Raw genomic sequence first — 19,679 nt, forward strand, 5'->3', positions numbered from 1 at the left:
ACAGTCATCGTTCTGTCGTGAAATAAGGGGCCGGTAGCGATATCGGCCCTTTTCTTTTCCGGCAGACCGAGACACCTCCCATGACCGTCACCGAGCAGTTGAGCGCGCTGGAATCCATCCTCGCTCACGGCGACCTTCACAGCCTGTTCCAGCCCATCGTCAGCCTGTCCGAGCGACGCATTCTCGGTTACGAGGCGCTGACCCGCGGCCCTTCCAACAGCTCGCTGCATGCGCCTCTGGCGCTGTTCAGCGTGGCGCGCAATGTCGGCCGCCTGAGCGAGCTCGAACTGCTGGCACGCAAGAGCGCCTGCCGCCGCTTCCGCGACCAGCAGCTGGGCGGCAAGCTGTTCCTCAATGTGTCCCCGGAGTCGCTGCTGGAGCCCAGCCACCAGCCCGGCCGTACCCTCAAGCTGCTGCAGGACTTCGGCATCCCGCCGGATCAGGTGGTGATCGAGCTGACCGAGCAGGCGCCGATCGATGACTTCCAGCTGCTCGACACCGCACTGCACCACTACCGCGCCATGGGCTTCTCCATTGCCCTGGACGATCTCGGAGCCGGCTATTCCAGCCTGCGCCTGTGGTCCGAGCTGCGCCCCGACTACGTGAAGATCGACCGCCACTTCATCGACGGCATCCACCAGGACGCCGTGAAGCGCGAATTCGTCGATTCCATCCTGAAAATGGCCAAGGCCTCCCGCGCCCAGGTGATCGCCGAAGGCATTGAGCTGGTGGAAGAGCTGGCGATCCTGATCGAGATGGGCGTCGACCTGGTCCAGGGCTACCTGCTGTGCCGCCCCCAGGAACAACCGCCACGCGATGCGCAGAAACTGCTGCCGCGTCTGGAGAGCGTGGCGCCATCTCTGGGTGAAGACAGCGGAGACCTCTCCGCGCTGCTCAACGAGCAGCCCGCGGTGGCCCAGGACACCGCCATCGCCGTGGTTCTGGAGGCCTTCCGCGCCCAGGCCAATCTCAACTCCCTAGCGGTGCTGGACAGCCAGGAACAGCCGGTCGGTATCGTCCATCGCCACTCGCTATCCGATGCGCTGCTCAAGCCCTTCGCCACCGACCTGTTCGCGCGCAAACCGATCAGCCGCCTGATGAGCACCGACTTCCTTGCCGTGGACGTCGGCCAGTCGCTGCAGCAGGTCAGCCGCCTGCTCACCAGCCGTGCGCGCCAGCGCATGGAAGAAGACTTCATCATCACCCAGCAGGGCCGTTACCGCGGTCTGGGCCGGGTGATCGACGTGCTCAAGCTGATTACCGAGCTGAAGATCCAACAGGCCCGCCACGCCAACCCGCTGACCCTGTTGCCGGGCAACGTGCCGATTCAGCAGTGCCTCGGCCGCCTGCTGCAGCAAGGCCGCGAGGCGGTGGTGTGCTATGTGGATATCGACAGCTTCAAGCCGTTCAACGACCTTTACGGCTACGCCCGCGGTGACGAGATATTGCTGTGCCTGGCACAATGCCTAAACGAGAGGGTCGACCCCAGCCGCGACTTCGTCGGCCATATCGGTGGCGATGATTTTCTGCTAGTACTCGGCCCGGGCAACTGGCGCGAGCGGCTCAACCAGCTGCTGGAGGATTTCCAGGCCCAGTGCCGACGCTTCTATCGTGAGGAACACCTGCAGGCCGGCTGCTTCGTCAGCCACAACCGCCAGGGCAAGCGCGAGGAATTCCCCCTGCTATCACTGTCTATCGGTGTGGTGTATCTGCATCCGCAGAACTGCCCGCAGCTGGATGCCAGCCAGTTGGCCGGCCTGGCCTCGGAAGCCAAGCGTCACGCCAAGGCGGTGCCGGGCTACAGCCTGCATATCCTCGATACGCTCAGCCTCTCGGCCTGAAGCCCAGCTCTTCGGCGCGCCGGGCATAGCGCTCGGCCTGCAGCGCATCCGCCGCGAGACCGGGGCCGCCATCTCGATAGAGCTGGGACAGGCGCTGCGCCGCCAGCGGATGGGCAAGCGCGGCGGCTCGCTCCCACCAGCGCGCCGCCTCGACCGCATCCGGAGCCTGGCGGCTGTCGCCGGTGAGGTATTGCACGCCGAGCTGATAGGCCGCCTTGCCGTCACCACCCTCGGCCGCCAGACGCAGCAGACGCAGGCCCTCCTCGCGCGCGCCGAAGCCCTGACCGCGAAACAGCAGCAGATGCCCGTAGAAGCTTTGCGCCGGCGTATCACCGAGCGCGGCCATGCGCGCAAACTGGCCCTGCATCCAGTTCCAGGCGCGCGGCTGTTGCATCAGCCAGCGCCAGTGGAACAGGCGCCGCGCCACCCAGTAGCCCAGGCGGGCACGCAGGCGCCAGAGCATCAGGGCTCCTCGGGGTAGCTGAACTCGAAGACCCGCGCCACTTCGGCCGCATGCCAGGAGGCGGCGGCGATGCCGTCGGAGGGGCCGGAGAAACGTCCGAGACGGTTCACGCACTCGAAGAAGCCGGTGCGCGGCAGGCGGCTGGCGCCCTGGCTGATCACCAGCGCGCTGCGCAGGGGGCGCTCGGCGCGGGCATCGAGGGCCGCCAGGTGTTCCAGGGCGGCGGTCAGGGTCTGCATGGCTGGCGTAGGCAGCTGCAGACGCTCGACCAGCGCACGGTAGGTCAGCAGATGGCGCTGACGACGCGCATCTTCCAGCTCACCTAGCAGGGCCTGCCAGTGTTGCCGATGGATACGCACACTCAAGACGACTGCTCCCAGTCGCTCACGCCCAGCACCCGCCCCAGCGAGCGCAGAATGGCGCCGTCCGGCGCACGCTCACCGGTCTCGAACAGATTCAGATAATGCGGGCTGATGCCCACCGCACGCGCCAGATCGGCCTGGGACATGCCCTTGGCCTCTCGCAGGCTGGCCAACTGATCGAGCCCGGAGCCGGTTGGCACCGGTGCGGCGCTGGCAACGGATGCGGAGGCCTGGCCGACGGCCTTGAGCAGGGCCTGATATTCGGCCCAGGGCAGCACGGCGTACTCCGCCTCGCCGTCGCGCGTGATCACTTGCACACTCATACAACTCTCCGTGGACCGCAGTGCCGAAACGCTCGACACCTCCCTTCAGGCGCCTATGTTAAACGCCCGGTTGCCCCAAGAGCGTGACCTATACTGACCCAGCAGACAAGAGTCGGCGCCGTCGACACAGCGCGAATGCTCGGCAAGTCGCATGCAGTTCATAGCTGGTGCTGATCGTGATAGGCGAGTGGCTTCGAGCAGAGGGGTTCGTCTCGCAGCGCGGGCAGCTAGATGTGGGATGAGCGCCTGACATCGTGCGAGCGACATTGCGCCAGCACACGCCTAGTCGTTACGCCGAGCCTTCTTCGTCCAGCCCCGGCAATGCCTCGACCCGACGCAGCACCTCGGGCGCCTGTGCATCGCGCCACACTCGATAGGCCTGCAGCTCCGTTTCCCAGGTACGCAGCACCCACGCCAGCACGGCCAGATCATCCAGCAGGCCGACACCGAGCAGCCAATCCGGCACCATGTCCAGTGGCATCAGGAAATACACCAGCGCGGCGACCACGGCCACCAGCGCCTGGCTACCGATGGCGCGGTACTCGCCACGCCACCAGGCCGCACACAGCCCCTGCAGCAATTTCAGATCGCCGCGCAGACGAGCGAAACGCGCGCCGCCCTCGCCCTTGCGGGTCACCGCCAGCAACAAGGCAGGTAGTCGGCCACGGGCCAACACACGCTGCGCCAACCTGAGGTAACGCATGGAATTGAACGGGGGATTCATGGCCAATCTCCGCGATGACGCATGCCTGCTGGGCTCCGCCTGGTTATCCACCGAAGCTGTGGATAACCCTGTGAACAGTTGTTTGATGACTCGATCAAACGCCCGTACCACGGGGCCTCTCCACAGATCGGATGTTTTTTGCTCACGAGCAAAAAACAATATAAATCAGCTAGTTACGATACGAGCATTGCTCATGAAACACGCAACGGGCCTGGCAAGTCTGGTAACCGGCGCAATGTGCATAACCGTAACACCACAACCGGCGTTACCCTCGTTCAGACCGACAGGTCGCCTGCCGGTTCGGCAAAAGAAAACGCCCCGGCAAGCGGGGCGTTCTCTGTAACCGAGGACTGTTACTGGGCAGCGCCAGCAGCGGCCGGATCCTTGATGGCCAGCAGTTCCAGCTCGAACACCAACACCGAGTTGGCCGGAATGGCCGGGCTCGGGCTCTGGGCGCCGTAGGCCAGCTCGCTGGGAATGTACAGCTTGTACTTCTCGCCAACGTGCATCAGTTGCAGGCCTTCGACCCAGCCCGGGATCACGCCGCTCACCGGCAGATCGATGGGACTGCCACGCTCGACGGAGCTGTCGAATACGCTGCCGTCGGTCAGCTTGCCCTCGTAGTGCACGGTAACCACGTCGGTCGGCTTCGGCTGGGCACCTTCGGCTTTCTTGATCACTTCGTACTGCAGACCGGAGGCGGTGGTGACCACGCCATCCTTCTTGCCGTTTTCCTCGAGGAACTTCTTGCCGGCCTGGGCCGATTCCTCGTTGAGCTTGGTCATGCGCTCTTCGGCACGCTTCTGCAGGAAGGCGAAGGCCTCGGCCAGCTCCTCGTCCTTCAGCTTCTGCTCTTTCTTGCCGATGGCGTCTTCGATGCCCATGGCTACGGCCTTGGAGTCCAGGTCAGACAGGCCTTCCTGCGACAGGCTCTTGCCCATGTTCAGGCCGATGCCGTAGGAAGCCTTCTGCGCCGGGGTCTTGAGTTCCACTTCGCTGGTCTGCGCATCGCAGCCGGCCAGTACCAGGCCGACCAGGGCAACCGCCGCCGCTAGACGATGTTGTTTCATGCTTGTTCCTTGTTATAGCCGCAGGGGCCGGAGAGAGACGCGAGCTTAGCAGCCTGCGGCAAGCACTGGCTACGGCACTGTAGGAGCCGCAGAAAGCGGATAAGTTCAGCCACCCTGGCCTCGCCGGGCACGCCCTGCGCACTGGATGGAAATCACGGGCAAAAAAAAACGACCTTTCGGTCGTTTCTTCCAGTCTTGGTCTTCAGTCTAACCAAGGCTTATGTATGGCGCAGCGGACGGGACTCGAACCCGCGACCCCCGGCGTGACAGGCCGGTATTCTAACCGACTGAACTACCGCTGCGCGTAACTGCGAGATGGTGGGTGATGACGGGATCGAACCGCCGACCCTCTGCTTGTAAGGCAGATGCTCTCCCGGCTGAGCTAATCACCCTTCACTCTCGAAGTGGGGCGCATTCTAGAGAGCGACCCTGGCCTTGGCAAGCTCTTTTTTAAAAAAAATCTGCAATTGTTCCAAAGGCTTAGCGATGGGTTGGCCAATCCGCCCCGGCGGAGAATAATGCGCGCTTTGCGTAATTGGAGAGTCAACCCCCATGTGGTTCCGCAACCTGCTCGTTTATCGCCTGACCCAGGACGTGCCCTTCGACGCCGAAGCCCTGGAAGCGGCACTGGCCGCCAAGGCCGCGCGCCCCTGCGCCAGCCAGGAGCTGACCACCTACGGCTTCATGGCCCCGTTCGGCAAGGGTGGCGATGCGCCGCTGGTGCATGTCAGCGGTGACTTCCTGCTGATCTCCGCGCGCAAGGAAGAACGCATCCTGCCCGGCAGCGTGGTTCGCGATGCGCTGAAGGACAAGGTCGACGAGATCGAGGCGCAGCAGATGCGCAAGGTCTACAAGAAGGAGCGCGACCAGCTCAAGGACGAGATCGTCATGAGCTTCCTGCCGCGCGCCTTTATCCGTCGTTCCAGCACCTTCGCCGCCATCGCACCGAAGCTCGGCCTGATCCTGGTCGACAGCGCCAGCGCCAAAAAGGCCGAAGACCTGCTGTCGACCCTGCGCGAGGCCATCGGCTCGCTGCCGGTGCGTCCGCTGAGCGTGAAGATGGCGCCGACCGCCACCCTCACAGACTGGGTCAAGACCCAAGCCGCCGCGCCGGACTTCTTCGTGCTCGACGAGTGCGAGCTGCGCGACACCAGCGAGGACGGCGGCGTGGTGCGTTGCAAGCGCCAGGACCTGACCAGCGAGGAAATCCAGCTGCACCTGTCCGCCGGCAAGCTGGTCACCCAGCTGTCCCTGGCCTGGCAGGACAAGCTGTCCTTCGTGCTGGACGACAAGCTGGCGGTCAAGCGCCTGCGCTTCGAGGACCTGCTGCAGGACCAGGCCGCTCAGGATGGCGGTGAAGATGCACCGGGGCAGCTGGATGCCAGCTTCACTCTGATGATGCTGACCTTCGCCGACTTCCTGCCGGCCCTGTTCGAGGCACTCGGCGGCGAAGAGATCCCGGAAGGCATCTGACCTTCCGGACAACTTCCGCAACAACTCACAGGGTCCGCCCGTCCTCTCGGGCTTGCCCTGTGCAGCGCCCTGTGCAGAATAGCGAACGACGCGAGGACGACCTCGTGGCTCCTTTCGAGTGATCATCCGGGACGGCCCGTCGCCTTTTCAGCAGTACGGAGCTACCACCATGTCCTGGATCATCCTGTTGTTCGCCGGCCTCTTCGAGGTGTGCTGGGCCATCGGCCTCAAGTACACCGACGGCTTCACCCGCCCCCTCCCCACCGTGCTCACCGTTGGCGCCATGATCGTCAGCCTAGCCCTGCTCGGCCTGGCCATGAAGGAGCTTCCGCTGGGCACCGCCTACGCCATCTGGACCGGCGTTGGCGCCGTCGGCACGGTGATCGCCGGCATCGTCCTGTTCGGCGAATCCATGGCGCTGATGCGCCTGGGCAGCGTGGCGCTGATCATCATCGGCCTAGTCGGCCTCAAGCTCAGCCACTGAGTGCGCCGCCATAAAAAAGCCCGCCGATTGGCGGGCTTTTTTGTGGGCATCGAGCTTAGCGCTGGTCGCCACGCAGCAGGCTTACCTGCTCCTGCAGCGCCAAGCGTCCGGTGTCCGCCGGCAGCGCCGTGCCGGCGACTATGTTGACTCGCGACCAGAAGCGCTTGAACAGCCCCTTGTGCGGCGCGCGGCTGAAGAAGCTGCCCCACAGGCCCTGCAGCGCCAGTGGAATCACCGGCACCGGATTGGCGGCGAGAATGCGCTCGACCCCGGCCTTGAACTCGTCGATATCGCCGCTGGTGGTCAGCTTGCCCTCGGGGAAGATGCACACCACCTCCCCCTCGGCGAGATACTGGGCGATACGCGCGAAGGCCCGCTCGAACACTTCCGGGTCCTCGTTGCGCCCGGCGATCGGCACGGTGCCGGCGGTGCGGAAGATGAAGTTGAGCACTGGCAGGTTGTAGATCTTGTAGTACATGACGAAACGCACCGGCCGGCGTACCGCGCCACCGATCAGCAATGCATCGACGAAGGACACGTGGTTGCACACCAGCACTGCCGCGCCCTCCTCCGGGATCACTTCCAGGTTCTGGTGGCGCACCCGGTACATCGAGTGGCTGAGCATCCAGATCAGGAAGCGCATGGTGAACTCGGGGACGATCTTGAAGATGTAGGCGTTGACCGCCAGGTTCATCAGCGAGATGGCCAGGAACAGCTGCGGGATCGACAGCCCGGCGACGCTGAGGAAGAGGATCGACACCAGCGCCGCCGCCACCATGAACAGCGCGTTGAGGATATTGTTGGCGGCGATCACCCGCGCCCGCTCGTGCGCCTCGGTACGCGACTGGATCAGCGCGTACAGCGGCACGATGTAGAAGCCACCGAAGACGCCCAGGCCGAGGATCGAGGCCAGCACCCACCAGGCCTCGCCCATCTGCAGCAGACCCAGCCAGTCGTGCGCCGCGGCCGCCTGCGGGAAGCTGCTGGAGGTGGCCCACAGCAGGATGCCGAACAGCGACAGGCCGAACGAGCCGAACGGCACCAGGCCGATCTCCACCTTGTGCCCGCTCATGCGCTCGCAGAGCATCGAGCCCAGCGCGATGCCCACCGAGAATACGGTGAGGATCAGCGTCACCACGCTCTCGTCGCCGTGCAGCAGATCCTTGGCAAAGGTCGGAATCTGCGTCAGGTAGATCGCCCCGAGGAACCAGAACCACGAGCTGCCGATCAGCGAGCGCGACACCGCCGGGCGCTGGCCCAGGCCCAGATGCATGATCTGCCAGGACTGGCGGAAGATGTTCCAGTCCAGCTGCAGCTGCGGCAGCGCCGCGGCGAAGTGCGGGATGCTGCGACTGGCCAGGTAGCCAGCCACGGCGGTGCCGACGATGGCGATGCCCACCGCCACGCGATAGCCCTCACCGGACATCAGCAGGCCCGCGCCGATGGTGCCGGCGAGGATGGCGAGGAAAGTGCCCATCTCCACCAGGGCGTTGCCGCCCACCAGCTCCTGCTCGCGCAGCGCCGCCGGCAGGATCGAGTACTTCACCGGGCCGAACAGCGCCGAGTGAGTGCCCATGGCGAACAGCGCCGCCAGCATCAGGTAGAGATTGTCGAGCAGGAAGCCGATTGCGCCGACCGCCATGATCGCGATCTCGGCCAGCTTGATCGCGCGGATCAGCGCGTCCTTGGCGAACTTCTCGCCAAACTGGCCTCCGAGGGCAGAGAACAGGAAGAACGGCAGGATGAACAGCAGTGCGCAGAGGTTGACCAGCAGATCGCGGTCGGCACTGACGCTGAGCTTGAACAGGATGGCGAGGATCAGCGACTGCTTGAAGATGTTGTCGTTGAACGCGCCGAGCAGCTGGGTCACGAAGAACGGCAGGAAACGCCGGGTGCCAAGCAGGGCGAATTGCGAATTCTGGGTCATCGTCCTTGTACCTGTGAGAGGCCGAGCGGGCCGTCCGATATTGGACAGCATCTGCCCCAGGCAAAGCCACACCTGCGTTGCGCTTTCGTGCCTTGCTCCCACGCCCTTTGGGAGAGGGGCCGGGGGTAAGGGGCTTCCAGGCTATTCCGTGTCGCCGATAGCGCCGTAGCCCGGACTTCAGTCCGGGACTGGTTGAGGTTTCCCGGACTGAAGTCCGGGCTGCGGCTGATTATCGAAACTCGCTACGAATCAGATAGGCATCTGCCCCAGCCACCAGCGCAGCAGGAAGAACACCAGCAGCCCACCGCCAATGGTCGCCAGCAGATGGCGAGTCACCGCGGCGATGGCAATGGTCGCCAGGCCGGCCAGCAGGTAGGCGTTGTCCAGGCTCAGCGCCCAGGTCTTGCCATCCGGCAGCAGCATGCCGGGCACCACGATGGCGGTGAGCACGGCGGTCGGCACGTAGTGCAGGCCCTGGCGAATCAGTGGTGGGAAGCGCAGGTCGGGGAAGGCGAACAGGCTATAGCGGGTGGTGAAGGTGATCACCAGCATACCGAGGATCAGGATCCAGTTTTCCATCAGAACACCTCGTCCTGCAGCAGGCGGTAGCGACGCTCCAGCAGCACTCCGACGACGATGCCGGCGAAGGCAGCGGCCATCAGGCCGAGCTTGTAGGGCAGGCCGTGGCAGGCCAGCGCCACCGCGCCGGCCACCAGCGCCGCCGCCACCTGCGGACGATTGCGCAGCATGGGCACGACGATGCCGATGAAGGTGGCGAGCATGGCGAAGTCCAGTCCCCAGTCACCGATGTTCGGCACCGCCTGGCCGAACACCAGACCGACCAGTGTGCAGGCCAGCCAGTTGACGTACATGGCCAGCGCCGCGCCGAGGAAGTGCCAGTGCTTGTGCGGCGAAGCGTCGCTCTCGGCATAACGGTGCTGGACCACGGCGAAGGCCTCGTCGGTCAGCCAGAAGGCCAGCGGCACCCGCCAACGCTTGGGCAGGTGACGCACGAAGGGTTGCAGGCTAGCGCTGTACAAGGCGTGGCGCAGGTTGACCACCAGCGTGGTCAGCCACAGCACGGCCAGGGTCGCGCCACCGCCCAGCAGGCTGATGGCGATGAACTGAGCCGAGCCGGCGAACACCAGCACCGACATGCCGATGGTCTGCCAGGGCGTGAGCCCGGCAGCGCCGGCCAGGCTGCCGTAGATGATGCCGAAGGGCATGGCGCCGAGCAGCATCGGCAGCATGTCGCGAGTGCCTTGCAGGAATTCGTGATGACGGGACATGGAACCTCCTTGAACCGAGGAGGCTAGCCGGGCGCCGCGGGCGGTGTCTTGAACGATCTTGCGCGTCTATCTCAGAAATCGGCACAGGCGCGGCGATACTCGCCGGGGCTGACGCCATAACTCTGCTTGAACTGTCGATTCAGATGGCTCTGATCGGAGAAGCCCAGCTGCATGGCCACTTGCAGTGGTGCGCAGCCGGAACGCAGCAGCGCCCTCGCCTGCTCCAGGCGCCGCTGCTTGAGCCAGGCATGCGGTGGCAGGCCGGTGGCTCGGCGGAACACGCGGGCAAAGTGGAAGGGCGAGAGATTGACCAGCGACGCCAGCTCCTCCAGCGAGGGCGGCTCACCCAGGCGCGCGGCCAGCAGATCCTTGGCCAGAGCCACGGCGCGTGGCTCACGACCGGGCTCGGCAGGTTGGGATATCCGCGCGTGGCGCTGGAATAGCAGCAGGATCGCCTCGCGCCAGGCCGTCTGCTGCTGCAGCGCATCGGCGTCGCTATCGAGCATGCGGTGCAGATGGCCGAAGGCCTGGTGCAGGTCGAGGTCCTGCAGCACGCTGACGCCGAACGACGGCATGCCGCCACCGGCCAGACCCAACTCCTCCAGCACACCCTGGACCTGCGCCGGTGCCGGGTAGAAGGCGCGGTACCACCAGCCCTGCTCGTGAGCCTTGGAACCGGTGTGCACTTCATCCGGGTTGATCAGCACCATGCTGCCGACCGGAGCCAGGTGATCGCTACCGCGATGACGGAAGCGCTGGGCGCCGCCCTCGATCACGGTAAACACGAAGCCTTCGTGCACATGCGGAGCGAAGCGCTGCTCGATATAGCGCGCGTGCAGCAGTTCCACGCCGGTCAGAGCCTGGCTCTCCCAGAAACGGGTCTGCTCGCCGTCGGCCATCGCGATCAGGCGCCGAAGCGCGCCTCCAGGCCGGCCTTGACCTGCGGCCACTCGCTGTCGGTGATGCTGTACATCACCGTGTGATCGAGGCGGCCGTCGGCCAGGCGCCGGTGGTTGCGCAGCAGCCCCTCGCGCTGGGCGCCGAGCTTCTCGATGGCGCGCTGGGAGCGCAGGTTGCTCGCGGCGGTCTTCAGCTGCACGCGCACCAACTGCCACTCCTCGAAGGCGTGGCGCAGCATCAGGTACTTGATCATGCCGTTGAGGCCGGTGCCGTGCTGGCGGGCATCCAGCCAGGTCGCGCCGATCTCGGCGGCCGGCAGCACCGGATTGAAGTCGAAGAAACTGGTGGTGCCGACCAGCTCGCCGGCCAGGCGAATGGCGAAGACCACCTCACGGCCCTCGCGCTGATCGGCCAGGGCGTTGCGGTACCAGTCCGGGCGCGTGGTGCCGCTCATGTACTGCTGGGATTCGCGGTTGGCCTCGGCCAATTGCAGCAGGCCAGGCAGGTCACCCTCGCTCAGCGGATCGAGGCGCAGCGCACCCTGCTGCAGGGTGACAGGTTGAGGCTTGAACATGACACGAACTCCGGCAAGGCGACCACGGCCGATCACGCTAGCAGGCGCCTGGCGGCGACTCAAGCTGGTTGCGACCTTGGTCGGCCTGACGATTGCGGCGCCGCGTGCGAGACTAAACCCATAGTCAATGGTCTTGCTGACCATGCCCCATACGCGGAGTTCGCATGTCGCTGTCCGGCGGATTGATCGCCTTCGTCGCCCTGGCCTACATGGCCATCCTGTTTGCCATCGCCTTCTATGGCGACCGCCGCCGCACGCCGCTCAAGCCGCGCCTGCGTGCCTGGGTCTTCAGCCTGTCGCTGGCGGTGTACTGCACCAGTTGGACCTTCTTCGGCGCGGTCGGCCAGGCGGCCGGCCAGTTGTGGTCGTTCCTGCCGATCTACCTGGGGCCGATCATCGTCCTGCTGTTCGCCCCCTGGGTGCTGGAAAAGATGGTGGCCATCAGCAAGCGCGAGAACATCACCTCGATCGCCGACTTCATCGCCGCGCGCTACGGCAAGTCGCAGAGCCTGGCGGTGGTGGTGGCGCTGATCTGCCTGGTCGGCGTGCTGCCCTATATCGCCCTGCAGCTGAAAGGCATCGTGCTCGGCGTCAACCTGCTGATCGGCACCACGCCCAGCCCCACTCGCAGCCAGGACACGGCGCTGATCGTGTCGCTGATCCTGGCCCTGTTCACCGTGCTGTTCGGCACCCGCAGCCTGGATGTCACCGAGCACCACCGCGGCATGGTGCTGGCAATTGCCTTCGAGTCGCTGGTCAAGCTGCTGGCCTTCCTCGCCGTCGGCGTGTTCGTCACCTGGGGCCTGTTCGGCGGCTTCGGCGACCTTCTCGAACGGGCCAGCCAAGCCCCGGCGCTGGAAGGCTACTGGTCGCAGACCGTGAGCTGGCCGGCGATGCTGGTGCAGACCGGCCTGGCGATGACCGCGATCATCTGCCTGCCGCGTCAGTTCCACGTCAGCGTGGTGGAGAACATCGAGCCGGCCGACCTGCGCCTGGTGCGCTGGGTGTTCCCCGCCTACCTGCTGCTGGCCGCGCTGTTCGTGGTGCCCATCGCCCTCGCCGGCCAGTTGCTGCTGCCGGCCGGCGTGCAGCCGGACTCCTTCGTGATCAGCCTGCCGCTGGCCGAGGCGCATCCGGCGCTGGCGATGCTGGCCTTCATCGGCGGCGCCTCGGCCGCCACCGGCATGGTGATCGTCGAGGCCGTGGCGCTGTCGACCATGGTCAGCAACGACATGCTGCTGCCGGCCCTGCTGCGCCGGCAGAACACCGAGCGACCGTTCGAGGCCTTCCGCCAGTGGATGCTCAGCGCGCGGCGCCTGAGCATCCTGATCATCCTGCTGCTGGCCTACGTCTGCTATCGCCTGCTCGGCACCAACGCCAGCCTGGCCACCATTGGCCAGCTGTCGTTCGCCGCCATCGGCCAGCTGGCACCGGCCATGCTCGGCGCGTTGGTGTGGAAACAGGCCAACCGCCGCGGCGTGTTCGCCGGCCTCGCCGCCGGCTGCGCCCTGTGGCTGTACACCCTGGCCCTGCCGCTGGCCGCGGGCGGCCTGCGCTGGTCACTGGACCGCTTCCCGCTGCTGCCGGAGCTGCTCTATTACCCGATCGGCATCGAGGTTGACCCCCTGACCCGCGGCGTGCTGCTGTCGCTGGCCGGCAACTTCCTGCTGTTCGCCCTGGTCTCCTGGCTCTCCCGCTCGCGGGTCTCCGAGCACTGGCAGGCCGGCCGCTTCATCGGCCTGGATACCGGCGCCAAGTCCAGCGGGCGCAACCTGCTGGCCGTGCAGGTGGCCGACCTGATGACCCTGGCCGCGCGCTTCGTCGGCGAGGAACGCGCACGCCAGAGCTTCGTGCGCTTCGCCTACCAGCAGGATCGCCCGTTCATCCCGACGCAGAATGCCGACCCCGAGTGGATCGCCCATACCGAACGCCTGCTGGCCGGCGTGCTCGGCGCATCCAGTACCCGCGCCGTGGTACGCGCCGCCATCGAAGGCCGCGACATGCAGGTCGAGGACGTGGTGCGCATCGTCGACGAGGCGTCCGAGGTGCTGCAGTTCAACCGCGCCCTGCTGCAGGGGGCGATCGAGAACATCAACCAGGGCATCAGCGTGGTCGACCAGAACCTGCACCTGGTGGCCTGGAACCGTCGCTACCTGGAACTGTTCGAGTACCCGGACGGGCTGATCGGCGTCGGCCGGCCGATTGCCGAGATCATCCGCTACAACGCCGAGCGCGGCCTGTGCGGCCCCGGTGACGTGGAAGAGCACGTGACCAAGCGCCTGTACTGGATGCGCCAGGGCAAGGCGCACACCTCGGAGCGGCTGTTCCCCAACGGCCGGGTCATAGAGCTGATCGGCAACCCGATGCCCGGCGGCGGTTTCGTCATGAGCTTCACCGACATCACCGCGTTCCGCCAGGCCGAGCAGGCGTTGCTGGAGGCCAACGAAGGGCTGGAGCAGCGGGTCGAGGCACGCACCCACGAGCTGTCGCAACTTAACCAGGCACTGGGCGAGGCCAAGGGCAACGCCGAGTCGGCCAACCAGTCGAAGACCCGCTTCCTCGCCGCCGTCAGCCACGATCTGATGCAACCGCTGAACGCCGCGCGGCTGTTCTCCGCCTCTCTCTCCCACCAGCAGGACGCCCTGCCCCAGGAAGCCCAGGAACTGGTGCGCCACCTGGACAGCTCGCTGCGCTCGGCGGAAGACCTGATCACCGACCTGCTGGACATCTCGCGCCTGGAGAACGGCCGCATCACCCCGGAGCGCAGCCATTTCCCCCTCGGCCAGCTGTTCGACGCCCTCGGCGCCGAATTCCGCGTGCTGGCCCAGGAGCAGCGCGTGGACTTCCACCTGGTGCCCAGCAAACTGCGCATCGACAGCGACCCCAAGCTGCTGCGCCGGGTGCTGCAGAACTTCCTCACCAACGCCTTCCGCTATGCCCGCGGCCACGTGCTGCTCGGCGCCCGCCGCGACGGCGAATTCCTGCGCCTGGAGGTCTGGGACCGCGGCCCAGGCATTCCCGAGGACAAGCGCAAGGTGATCTTCGAGGAATTCAAGCGCCTGGACAGCCACCAGACCCGCGCCGAGAAAGGCCTGGGCCTGGGCCTGGCGATCGCTGATGGTCTGTGCCGAGTGCTCGACCATCGCCTGGAAGTGCGCTCCTGGCCGGGCAAAGGCAGCGTGTTCAGCGTGCGCGTGCCACTGGTGCGCGGCGCCGCACCGCAGGCCAAGCCGGCGAGCATCGAGCTCAACGGCCACACCCTGGGCGGCGCCCAGGTGCTGTGCATCGACAACGAGGACAGCATCCTCACCGGCATGCACAGCCTGCTGTCGCGCTGGGGCTGCCAGGTATGGACGGCACGCAATCGCCTGGAGTGCGAGCACCTGCTCGACGAGGACGTGCGCCCGCAACTGGCGCTGATCGACTATCACCTGGACGAAGGCGACACCGGCACCGAGCTGATGGCCTGGCTGCGCACGCGTCTGGGCCAGCCGCTGCCCGGCGTGGTGATCAGCGCCGACGGCCGCCCCGAGCTGGTGGCCGAGGTGCACGCCGCCGGCCTCGACTACCTGGCCAAGCCGGTCAAGCCGGCGGCGCTGCGGGCGCTAATCAGCCGGCACCTGACCTTAGCCTGAATCATTGATTTAATCGATAGGAAGTAGCGGTTTTTTGCGCTTTTTATCAATACATCCTCGATAGATGATGCTCGCCATTCCTGCAGCGCAATACGGCGTTGCAGCCACGGAGTCATCACCATGATCGACGTACGCCCGTTCGCCTCCCTCGGCCATGCCCACCACGGCTGGCTGAACGCCCGTCACCACTTCTCCTTCGCCGAGTACCACGATGCGCAGCGCACCAACTGGGGCCGCCTGCGCGTGTGGAACGACGACGAGATCGCTGCAGGTTCGGGCTTCCCGCCGCACCCGCACCATGACATGGAGATCATCACCTACGTCCGCGAAGGCGCCATCACGCACCGCGACAACCTGGGCAACCAGGGCCGCACCGAGGCCGGCGACGTACAAGTGATGAGCGCCGGCACCGGCATCGCCCACTCGGAGTTCAACCTGGAAGATGTCACCACCAAGATCTTCCAGATCTGGATCATCCCGGACCAGCAAGGCGAAGCGCCGTCCTGGGGCGCCAAGCCCTTCCCGCAAGGCGAGCGCGCCGGCCAGTTCGTGATACTGGCCAGCGGCCACGACAGCGACGAGGAGGCCCTGCGCATCCGCGCCGATGCCCGCCTGGCTGCCGCCACTCTGAGCGCAGGGCAAAGCGCCGAGTACCCGCTGGGCCGCCTGCGCAAGGGCTACCTGGTAGCGGCCAAGGGCCGTATCGAGGTCAACGGCGTGCAGGCACTGGAGCGCGACGGCGTGGCCATCGCACAGGAAGAAGTGGTGCGGGTCACCGCGCTGGAAGACAGCGAGGTGATTCTGGTCGACGTGGCCTGAACCGCGAGCGCGCGAGTTACTCGCCCGCCTCGTCCAGCAGCGGCATGCCGGCGGCGCGCTCGATGAGATCCGCCGGCAGGCTCTTGCTGGCGCGGGCACCGAGCAGCTTGAGATTCTCGACCCGATTGATCAGGTTGCCGCGGCCCTCGCACAGCTTGTTGCGCGCTGCGTCATAGGCCTTGTCCAGCTGCTTGAGGCGGCTGCCCATCTCGTCCAGGTCGGCGATGAAGGCGACGAACTTGTCGTACAGCTGGCCGGCACGCTCTGCGATATCCCGAGCGTTCTGGCTCTGCCGTTCCTGACGCCACAGGCTGTCGATCACCCGCAGCGTGGCCAGCAGCGTGGTCGGGCTGACGATCACCACATGCTGCTCGAAGGCCTCCTGGAACAGGCCAGGGTCGGCCTGCAAGGCGGCGGCGAAGGCCGCTTCGATAGGTACGAACAGCAGGACGAAGTCCAAGCTGTGCAAGCCTTCCAGACGCTGGTAGTCCTTCACCGCCAGCCCCTTGAGGTGGCTACGCAGGCTCAGAACATGCTGCTTCAGGGCATGGGTGCGGACGACCTCGTCCTCGGCGACGATCATCGCCTGGTAGGCGGTGAGGCTGACCTTGGCGTCGACGATCACCTGCTTGTCGCCGGGCAGCTGGATCAGCACGTCTGGCTGGAAGCGCTCGCCATCGGCGCCCTTGAGGCTGACCTGGGTGTGGTACTCGCGGCCCTTCTCCAGGCCGGCATGCTCCAGCACCCGCTCCAGCACCAGCTCCCCCCAGTTGCCCTGGGTCTTCTGGCCCTTGAGCGCGCGGGTCAGGTTGGTCGCCTCGTCGCCCAGGCGCTGGTTGAGCAGTTGCAGACGCTCCAGTTCCTTGGCCAGGGAGAAGCGCTCGCGCGCCTCGTTCTGGTAGCTCTCCTCCACCCGCTTCTCGAACGCCTGGATGCGCTCCTTGAGCGGATCGAGCAACTGGCCGAGGCGCTGCTGGCTGGTCTCGGCAAAGCGCTGTTCGCGCTCGTCGAAGATCTTGCCAGCCAGCTCGGCGAACTGCGCACGCAGCTCGTCGCGAGCGGCCTGCAGATCGGTCAGGCGCTGCTGGTGATGTTCCTGCTGCTCGCGCAGTTCGGCGGCGAGACCGGCACGCTGGCTCTCCAGCTGGCGCAGCTGACCTTCCTTGTTCTCACGCTCGCGCGCCCATTCCTGAGCAGCCGCCTGAGCGGCCTCGCGCTCGCGGCCGAGCAGCTCGCTCTCGCGACGCAGGGCAGCCAGCTCGGCCTGCTGGCGAGCGCCCTCCTGCTGCTGGCTGCGCAGATCATCGTTGGCGCCATCGAGCTGGGCACTCAGGCCTTCCTGAGCCAGGCGCGCCTGGCTCAGGCGCTCTTCCAGTAACAGACGCTCGGCCGCCTGGCTCGCCAGCCCGCGCTGCTGGCGCCACAGCAGCACGGCCAGTGGCACGGCGCCGAGCAACAGGCCGAGCAGCAGATTGGGCAGATCGAGAACGAAGGAAACGGGCACGGGCGGACTCGCTGGCGGGAAAGGAATGCCCGGCAGTATACCCGCGTCGATCAGTGATCGAGACGCTGCAGCAGGCGCGCGGCCTCGTGGGAGCCTTGGGCCGCCGCCAGTTCCAGCCAGTGCCTGGCCTGCAGCGGCTCGCGCTGACGCGGCTGGCAATAGAGGCGGCCGAGTTCCAGCTGGGCGCGCAGGTCGCCGGCGCGGGCCGCCTGACGCAGCAGCTCCTGGCCGATGCGGCGATCACGCGCGTTGCCGCAGTCACGACACAGCAATTGACCGAGGCGGCTCTGCGCCGCGACTAAGCCCTTGCGGGCCGGCTGCTTGAGCAGGCCGCCGGCGAAGCGTTTGATGGTGGAGTGATGCCCCAGGCGGGGGCGATCGAGCAGCCAGAAGGCCAGACGAACCGGCAGACGATTACCCATGTCGGGCTGGTGCTGGGCGGCGGACAGAACGCGAGACTTCATGTAAGCAACGGCTGGCTTCGGGGCGCGCCACTCTACTCTCTTTTCTCGCCCGGTAAAGACTTGCCAAACGCGCAAAACCGCGCTCTAGAGCAACTACTCGGACAATCCACAGAAGCTGTGGATAACTACGTGGACAACTTGGTGGAAACCTTTCTCACCGCCCACGGTCTGGGGCCTTGGCTCAAACTGATGCTTTTTTCACCAATGAAAAAATCCCTTATTTTTCATTGACTTGAAAAATGATCATGGAGAATCAAGCGATTACGACGCTTTGTGACAGAAGCTTGACAAGCTGCTTCGCCAATGTGCACAAGTGCGCCGCCCTCGCCCTCTTTCAGCGCAGGCGCGGGCCTTAGGCGGGCTGCGGCAGGTGGCCGTCGACCAGGTACAGCTCCAGGCCGAACAGGCGTGGAATATCCGGCGCCTGGGCACTCTTGAAAGCCACATATCCGGAGGTGGTTTCGCACAGCCAGGGTTGCAGGTTGCGCGGGCGCTTCTCGCTGAACGCGGCAGGTGCATAGAGGGCGACATTGGTGCCGCTTAACGGACAACGCGCCGAGGGATACTCGAACGCCTCCACCCCTGCCTCGCGCATGGCGCTGCCCAGTTCGTGGGTAGCCTGGTAGTCGCTGCGATGAGTGAGCGCCTGGCGGTACCGATCAAACGGCGGCAGCTGCAGGCGAATGCCGCGCTGCACCTGATAGCGCGCTTCAAAGGAGGAATGCTCGGAGAGGATGCGCCCACTCGGCGGCGGCTCGGCCATGCCATACCAGAGCACGAAACGGTAGAACGCCGTCTCGGCCATGGCCGTCTCCAGCTGGCAGGCAGCGTAGAACAGGCTCGGCTCATGGCGCCGACCGAAGCGCGAGCCCCAGCGCAGCGGCGGGTAACGGAACGGCGTGTGTAATAGGTAGTGCAAGGGCTCGTCGCCGGGCGGCAGTGGCGGTTTGCTGCTCTCCAGCAGCTGCTCGAGCAGGGCCTGCTCTTCCAGGGTATCCACCAGCTGCAGGGTGGCCACCTGCTCTTGGTTCTCCACCAGGCGTACCAGCCGGCCGCGTAATGGAGTCAGCTGTTCTGCGCCGGCACAGGCCTGCCAGATATCCATATCGGAAACTCGCTTAGCCCCACCATGGCGGGGCGTCGGGAAAGGAAGTCAGACCTTGCCGCGGATCGCGTCGAGGTACTCCACCACACGCACCAGCCCCTGCACCTGGCCCATCTGCTCCAGCGGCACGCCGGCCAGATGGCGATTCTCGGTGCGCAGGAAGTGGCGCATGTCATCGAGATTGCCGCCAAACAGAGCAAACAGGGCGCGGTAGATACGGATCAGCAGCAGCGCCAGTTCGCCGGTCTTGCTCTGCGGACGCAGGCCACCGCTATCGCCCCAGCGGCTGATGGCGGAACGGTTGACCCCGACTATCTCCGCCAGCTCCTGCTGGGTGAGACCCAACTGCTCACGAGTACTGAGCAGGGCCTTGAGCAATACCGCATCGGCATCGACGCCGGGTTTGCTGAGCGCACTCATTATCGCCTCCAGATGTTCGTTTGAAACAAACATAGCAAACTAATTGCAAAACAAACACTAGAGAAGTTATTTGGAGATACGAGCCTAGATGCTAAACAGGAGCTGCAGGCGACTTTTCCATACCCCAGAAACGCAAAAACCCCTGAAGTCCGAGGACTCCAGGGGTTTTGCACTTTGTATGGCGGGAAGATAGGGATTTGAACCCTAGGTGCCATTGCTGACACAACGGATTTCGAATCCGTCCCGTTCGACCACTCCGGCATCTTCCCAAAGCGGTGCGCATGATATCAGCTGAGCGCCGT

19 protein-coding genes and 3 tRNA genes are annotated in these 19,679 nt (G+C 65.5%); 5 read left to right on the forward strand and 17 right to left on the reverse strand.

The annotated features are described in order from the left end of the window. The first annotated feature begins 80 nt into the window (after positions 1-80). A complete protein-coding gene (locus tag IB232_RS06190) occupies positions 81-1,841 on the forward strand; it encodes a bifunctional diguanylate cyclase/phosphodiesterase (protein ID WP_192397659.1) in 1,761 nt (586 codons plus the stop codon). On the opposite strand, the gene IB232_RS06195 is transcribed toward IB232_RS06190, so the two are convergent. The 7 genes from IB232_RS06195 to IB232_RS06225 all read right to left on the reverse strand — a co-directional run bounded on the left by IB232_RS06195 (position 1,825) and on the right by IB232_RS06225 (position 5,175). Then, positions 1,825-2,304: an SEL1-like repeat protein gene (locus tag IB232_RS06195; RefSeq protein ID WP_192397660.1), complete on the reverse strand. Its 480-nt coding sequence runs from the start codon at positions 2,302-2,304 to the stop codon at positions 1,825-1,827. The two genes, IB232_RS06190 and IB232_RS06195, sit on opposite strands and share 17 nt — an antisense overlap. After that, complete coding sequence (locus IB232_RS06200) at positions 2,304-2,669, reverse strand: hypothetical protein (RefSeq protein WP_137971427.1); 366 nt, start codon at positions 2,667-2,669, stop codon at positions 2,304-2,306. The genes IB232_RS06195 and IB232_RS06200 overlap by 1 nt, the downstream gene beginning before the upstream one ends. After that, on the reverse strand, positions 2,666-2,989 hold the full coding sequence (locus IB232_RS06205; protein ID WP_192397661.1) for a helix-turn-helix domain-containing protein: 324 nt from the start codon (positions 2,987-2,989) through the stop codon (positions 2,666-2,668). Before IB232_RS06205 ends, IB232_RS06200 begins: the two co-directional genes overlap by 4 nt. A gap of 289 nt (positions 2,990-3,278) precedes the next feature. Further along, the gene (locus IB232_RS06210) at positions 3,279-3,713 is read right to left on the reverse strand and encodes a DUF1232 domain-containing protein (RefSeq protein WP_192397662.1); all 435 of its coding nucleotides are present in this window, start codon (positions 3,711-3,713) and stop codon (positions 3,279-3,281) included. Between the two features lie 353 nt (positions 3,714-4,066). Next, positions 4,067-4,783 carry an FKBP-type peptidyl-prolyl cis-trans isomerase gene (locus IB232_RS06215; RefSeq protein WP_192397663.1) on the reverse strand — a complete coding sequence of 239 codons (717 nt, stop codon included), beginning with the start codon at positions 4,781-4,783 and terminating at the stop codon, positions 4,067-4,069. 225 nt (positions 4,784-5,008) lie between these two features. Beyond that, a tRNA-Asp gene (locus IB232_RS06220) sits at positions 5,009-5,085 on the reverse strand. 14 nt (positions 5,086-5,099) lie between these two features. Further along, positions 5,100-5,175 (reverse strand) — tRNA-Val (locus IB232_RS06225). Between the two features lie 160 nt (positions 5,176-5,335). Here IB232_RS06225 and rdgC point away from each other — a divergent pair. Both rdgC and sugE read left to right on the forward strand, forming a co-directional pair. Next, complete coding sequence (gene rdgC / locus IB232_RS06230; protein ID WP_192397664.1) at positions 5,336-6,256, forward strand: recombination-associated protein RdgC; 921 nt, start codon at positions 5,336-5,338, stop codon at positions 6,254-6,256. A gap of 169 nt (positions 6,257-6,425) precedes the next feature. Continuing rightward, on the forward strand, positions 6,426-6,740 hold the full coding sequence (gene sugE, locus IB232_RS06235; protein ID WP_192397665.1) for a quaternary ammonium compound efflux SMR transporter SugE: 315 nt from the start codon (positions 6,426-6,428) through the stop codon (positions 6,738-6,740). Between the two features lie 55 nt (positions 6,741-6,795). Here the strand turns inward: sugE and IB232_RS06240 are convergent, their stop codons facing one another. The 5 genes from IB232_RS06240 to IB232_RS06260 all read right to left on the reverse strand — a co-directional run bounded on the left by IB232_RS06240 (position 6,796) and on the right by IB232_RS06260 (position 11,430). Continuing rightward, positions 6,796-8,667, reverse strand: a complete 1,872-nt coding sequence (locus tag IB232_RS06240) for an MFS transporter (protein WP_192397666.1) — start codon at positions 8,665-8,667, stop codon at positions 6,796-6,798. A 249-nt stretch (positions 8,668-8,916) separates the two neighbouring features. Continuing rightward, entirely contained in the window at positions 8,917-9,246 is a 330-nt protein-coding gene (locus IB232_RS06245) for an AzlD domain-containing protein (RefSeq protein ID WP_192397667.1), read from the reverse strand. Continuing rightward, positions 9,246-9,956: an AzlC family ABC transporter permease gene (locus IB232_RS06250; RefSeq protein WP_192397668.1), complete on the reverse strand. Its 711-nt coding sequence runs from the start codon at positions 9,954-9,956 to the stop codon at positions 9,246-9,248. The genes IB232_RS06245 and IB232_RS06250 overlap by 1 nt, the downstream gene beginning before the upstream one ends. 71 nt (positions 9,957-10,027) lie before the next feature. Further along, complete coding sequence (locus IB232_RS06255; RefSeq protein ID WP_192397669.1) at positions 10,028-10,855, reverse strand: AraC family transcriptional regulator; 828 nt, start codon at positions 10,853-10,855, stop codon at positions 10,028-10,030. 5 nt (positions 10,856-10,860) lie between these two features. Further along, on the reverse strand, positions 10,861-11,430 hold the full coding sequence (locus tag IB232_RS06260; RefSeq protein ID WP_192397670.1) for a GNAT family N-acetyltransferase: 570 nt from the start codon (positions 11,428-11,430) through the stop codon (positions 10,861-10,863). Positions 11,431-11,594: 164 nt separating this feature from the next. Between IB232_RS06260 and IB232_RS06265 the strand changes: the two genes are divergently transcribed. Together IB232_RS06265 and IB232_RS06270 are read left to right on the forward strand one after the other, a co-directional pair. Further along, positions 11,595-15,065 (forward strand): PAS domain-containing hybrid sensor histidine kinase/response regulator, encoded by a 3,471-nt coding sequence (locus tag IB232_RS06265; RefSeq protein WP_192397671.1) that lies wholly within the window; start codon positions 11,595-11,597, stop codon positions 15,063-15,065. A 120-nt stretch (positions 15,066-15,185) separates the two neighbouring features. Beyond that, positions 15,186-15,884: a pirin family protein gene (locus IB232_RS06270; RefSeq protein WP_192397672.1), complete on the forward strand. Its 699-nt coding sequence runs from the start codon at positions 15,186-15,188 to the stop codon at positions 15,882-15,884. Positions 15,885-15,900: 16 nt separating this feature from the next. On the opposite strand, the gene rmuC is transcribed toward IB232_RS06270, so the two are convergent. The 5 genes from rmuC to IB232_RS06295 form a co-directional block, all read right to left on the reverse strand. Then, the gene (gene rmuC / locus IB232_RS06275; protein WP_192397980.1) at positions 15,901-17,310 is read right to left on the reverse strand and encodes a DNA recombination protein RmuC; all 1,410 of its coding nucleotides are present in this window, start codon (positions 17,308-17,310) and stop codon (positions 15,901-15,903) included. 128 nt (positions 17,311-17,438) lie between these two features. Then, positions 17,439-17,810 carry a tetratricopeptide repeat protein gene (locus tag IB232_RS06280; protein WP_412547716.1) on the reverse strand — a complete coding sequence of 124 codons (372 nt, stop codon included), beginning with the start codon at positions 17,808-17,810 and terminating at the stop codon, positions 17,439-17,441. A gap of 394 nt (positions 17,811-18,204) precedes the next feature. Next, the gene (locus IB232_RS06285; RefSeq protein WP_192397674.1) at positions 18,205-18,957 is read right to left on the reverse strand and encodes an RES family NAD+ phosphorylase; all 753 of its coding nucleotides are present in this window, start codon (positions 18,955-18,957) and stop codon (positions 18,205-18,207) included. Positions 18,958-19,005: 48 nt separating this feature from the next. Then, entirely contained in the window at positions 19,006-19,377 is a 372-nt protein-coding gene (locus tag IB232_RS06290; protein WP_192397675.1) for an antitoxin Xre/MbcA/ParS toxin-binding domain-containing protein, read from the reverse strand. Between the two features lie 179 nt (positions 19,378-19,556). Further along, positions 19,557-19,646: transfer RNA gene (locus IB232_RS06295), tRNA-Ser, on the reverse strand. Between the last annotated feature and the right edge of the window lie 33 nt (positions 19,647-19,679).

This window comes from Pseudomonas sp. PDM15, from assembly GCF_014851565.1.
GTDB lineage: Bacteria > Pseudomonadota > Gammaproteobacteria > Pseudomonadales > Pseudomonadaceae > Aquipseudomonas.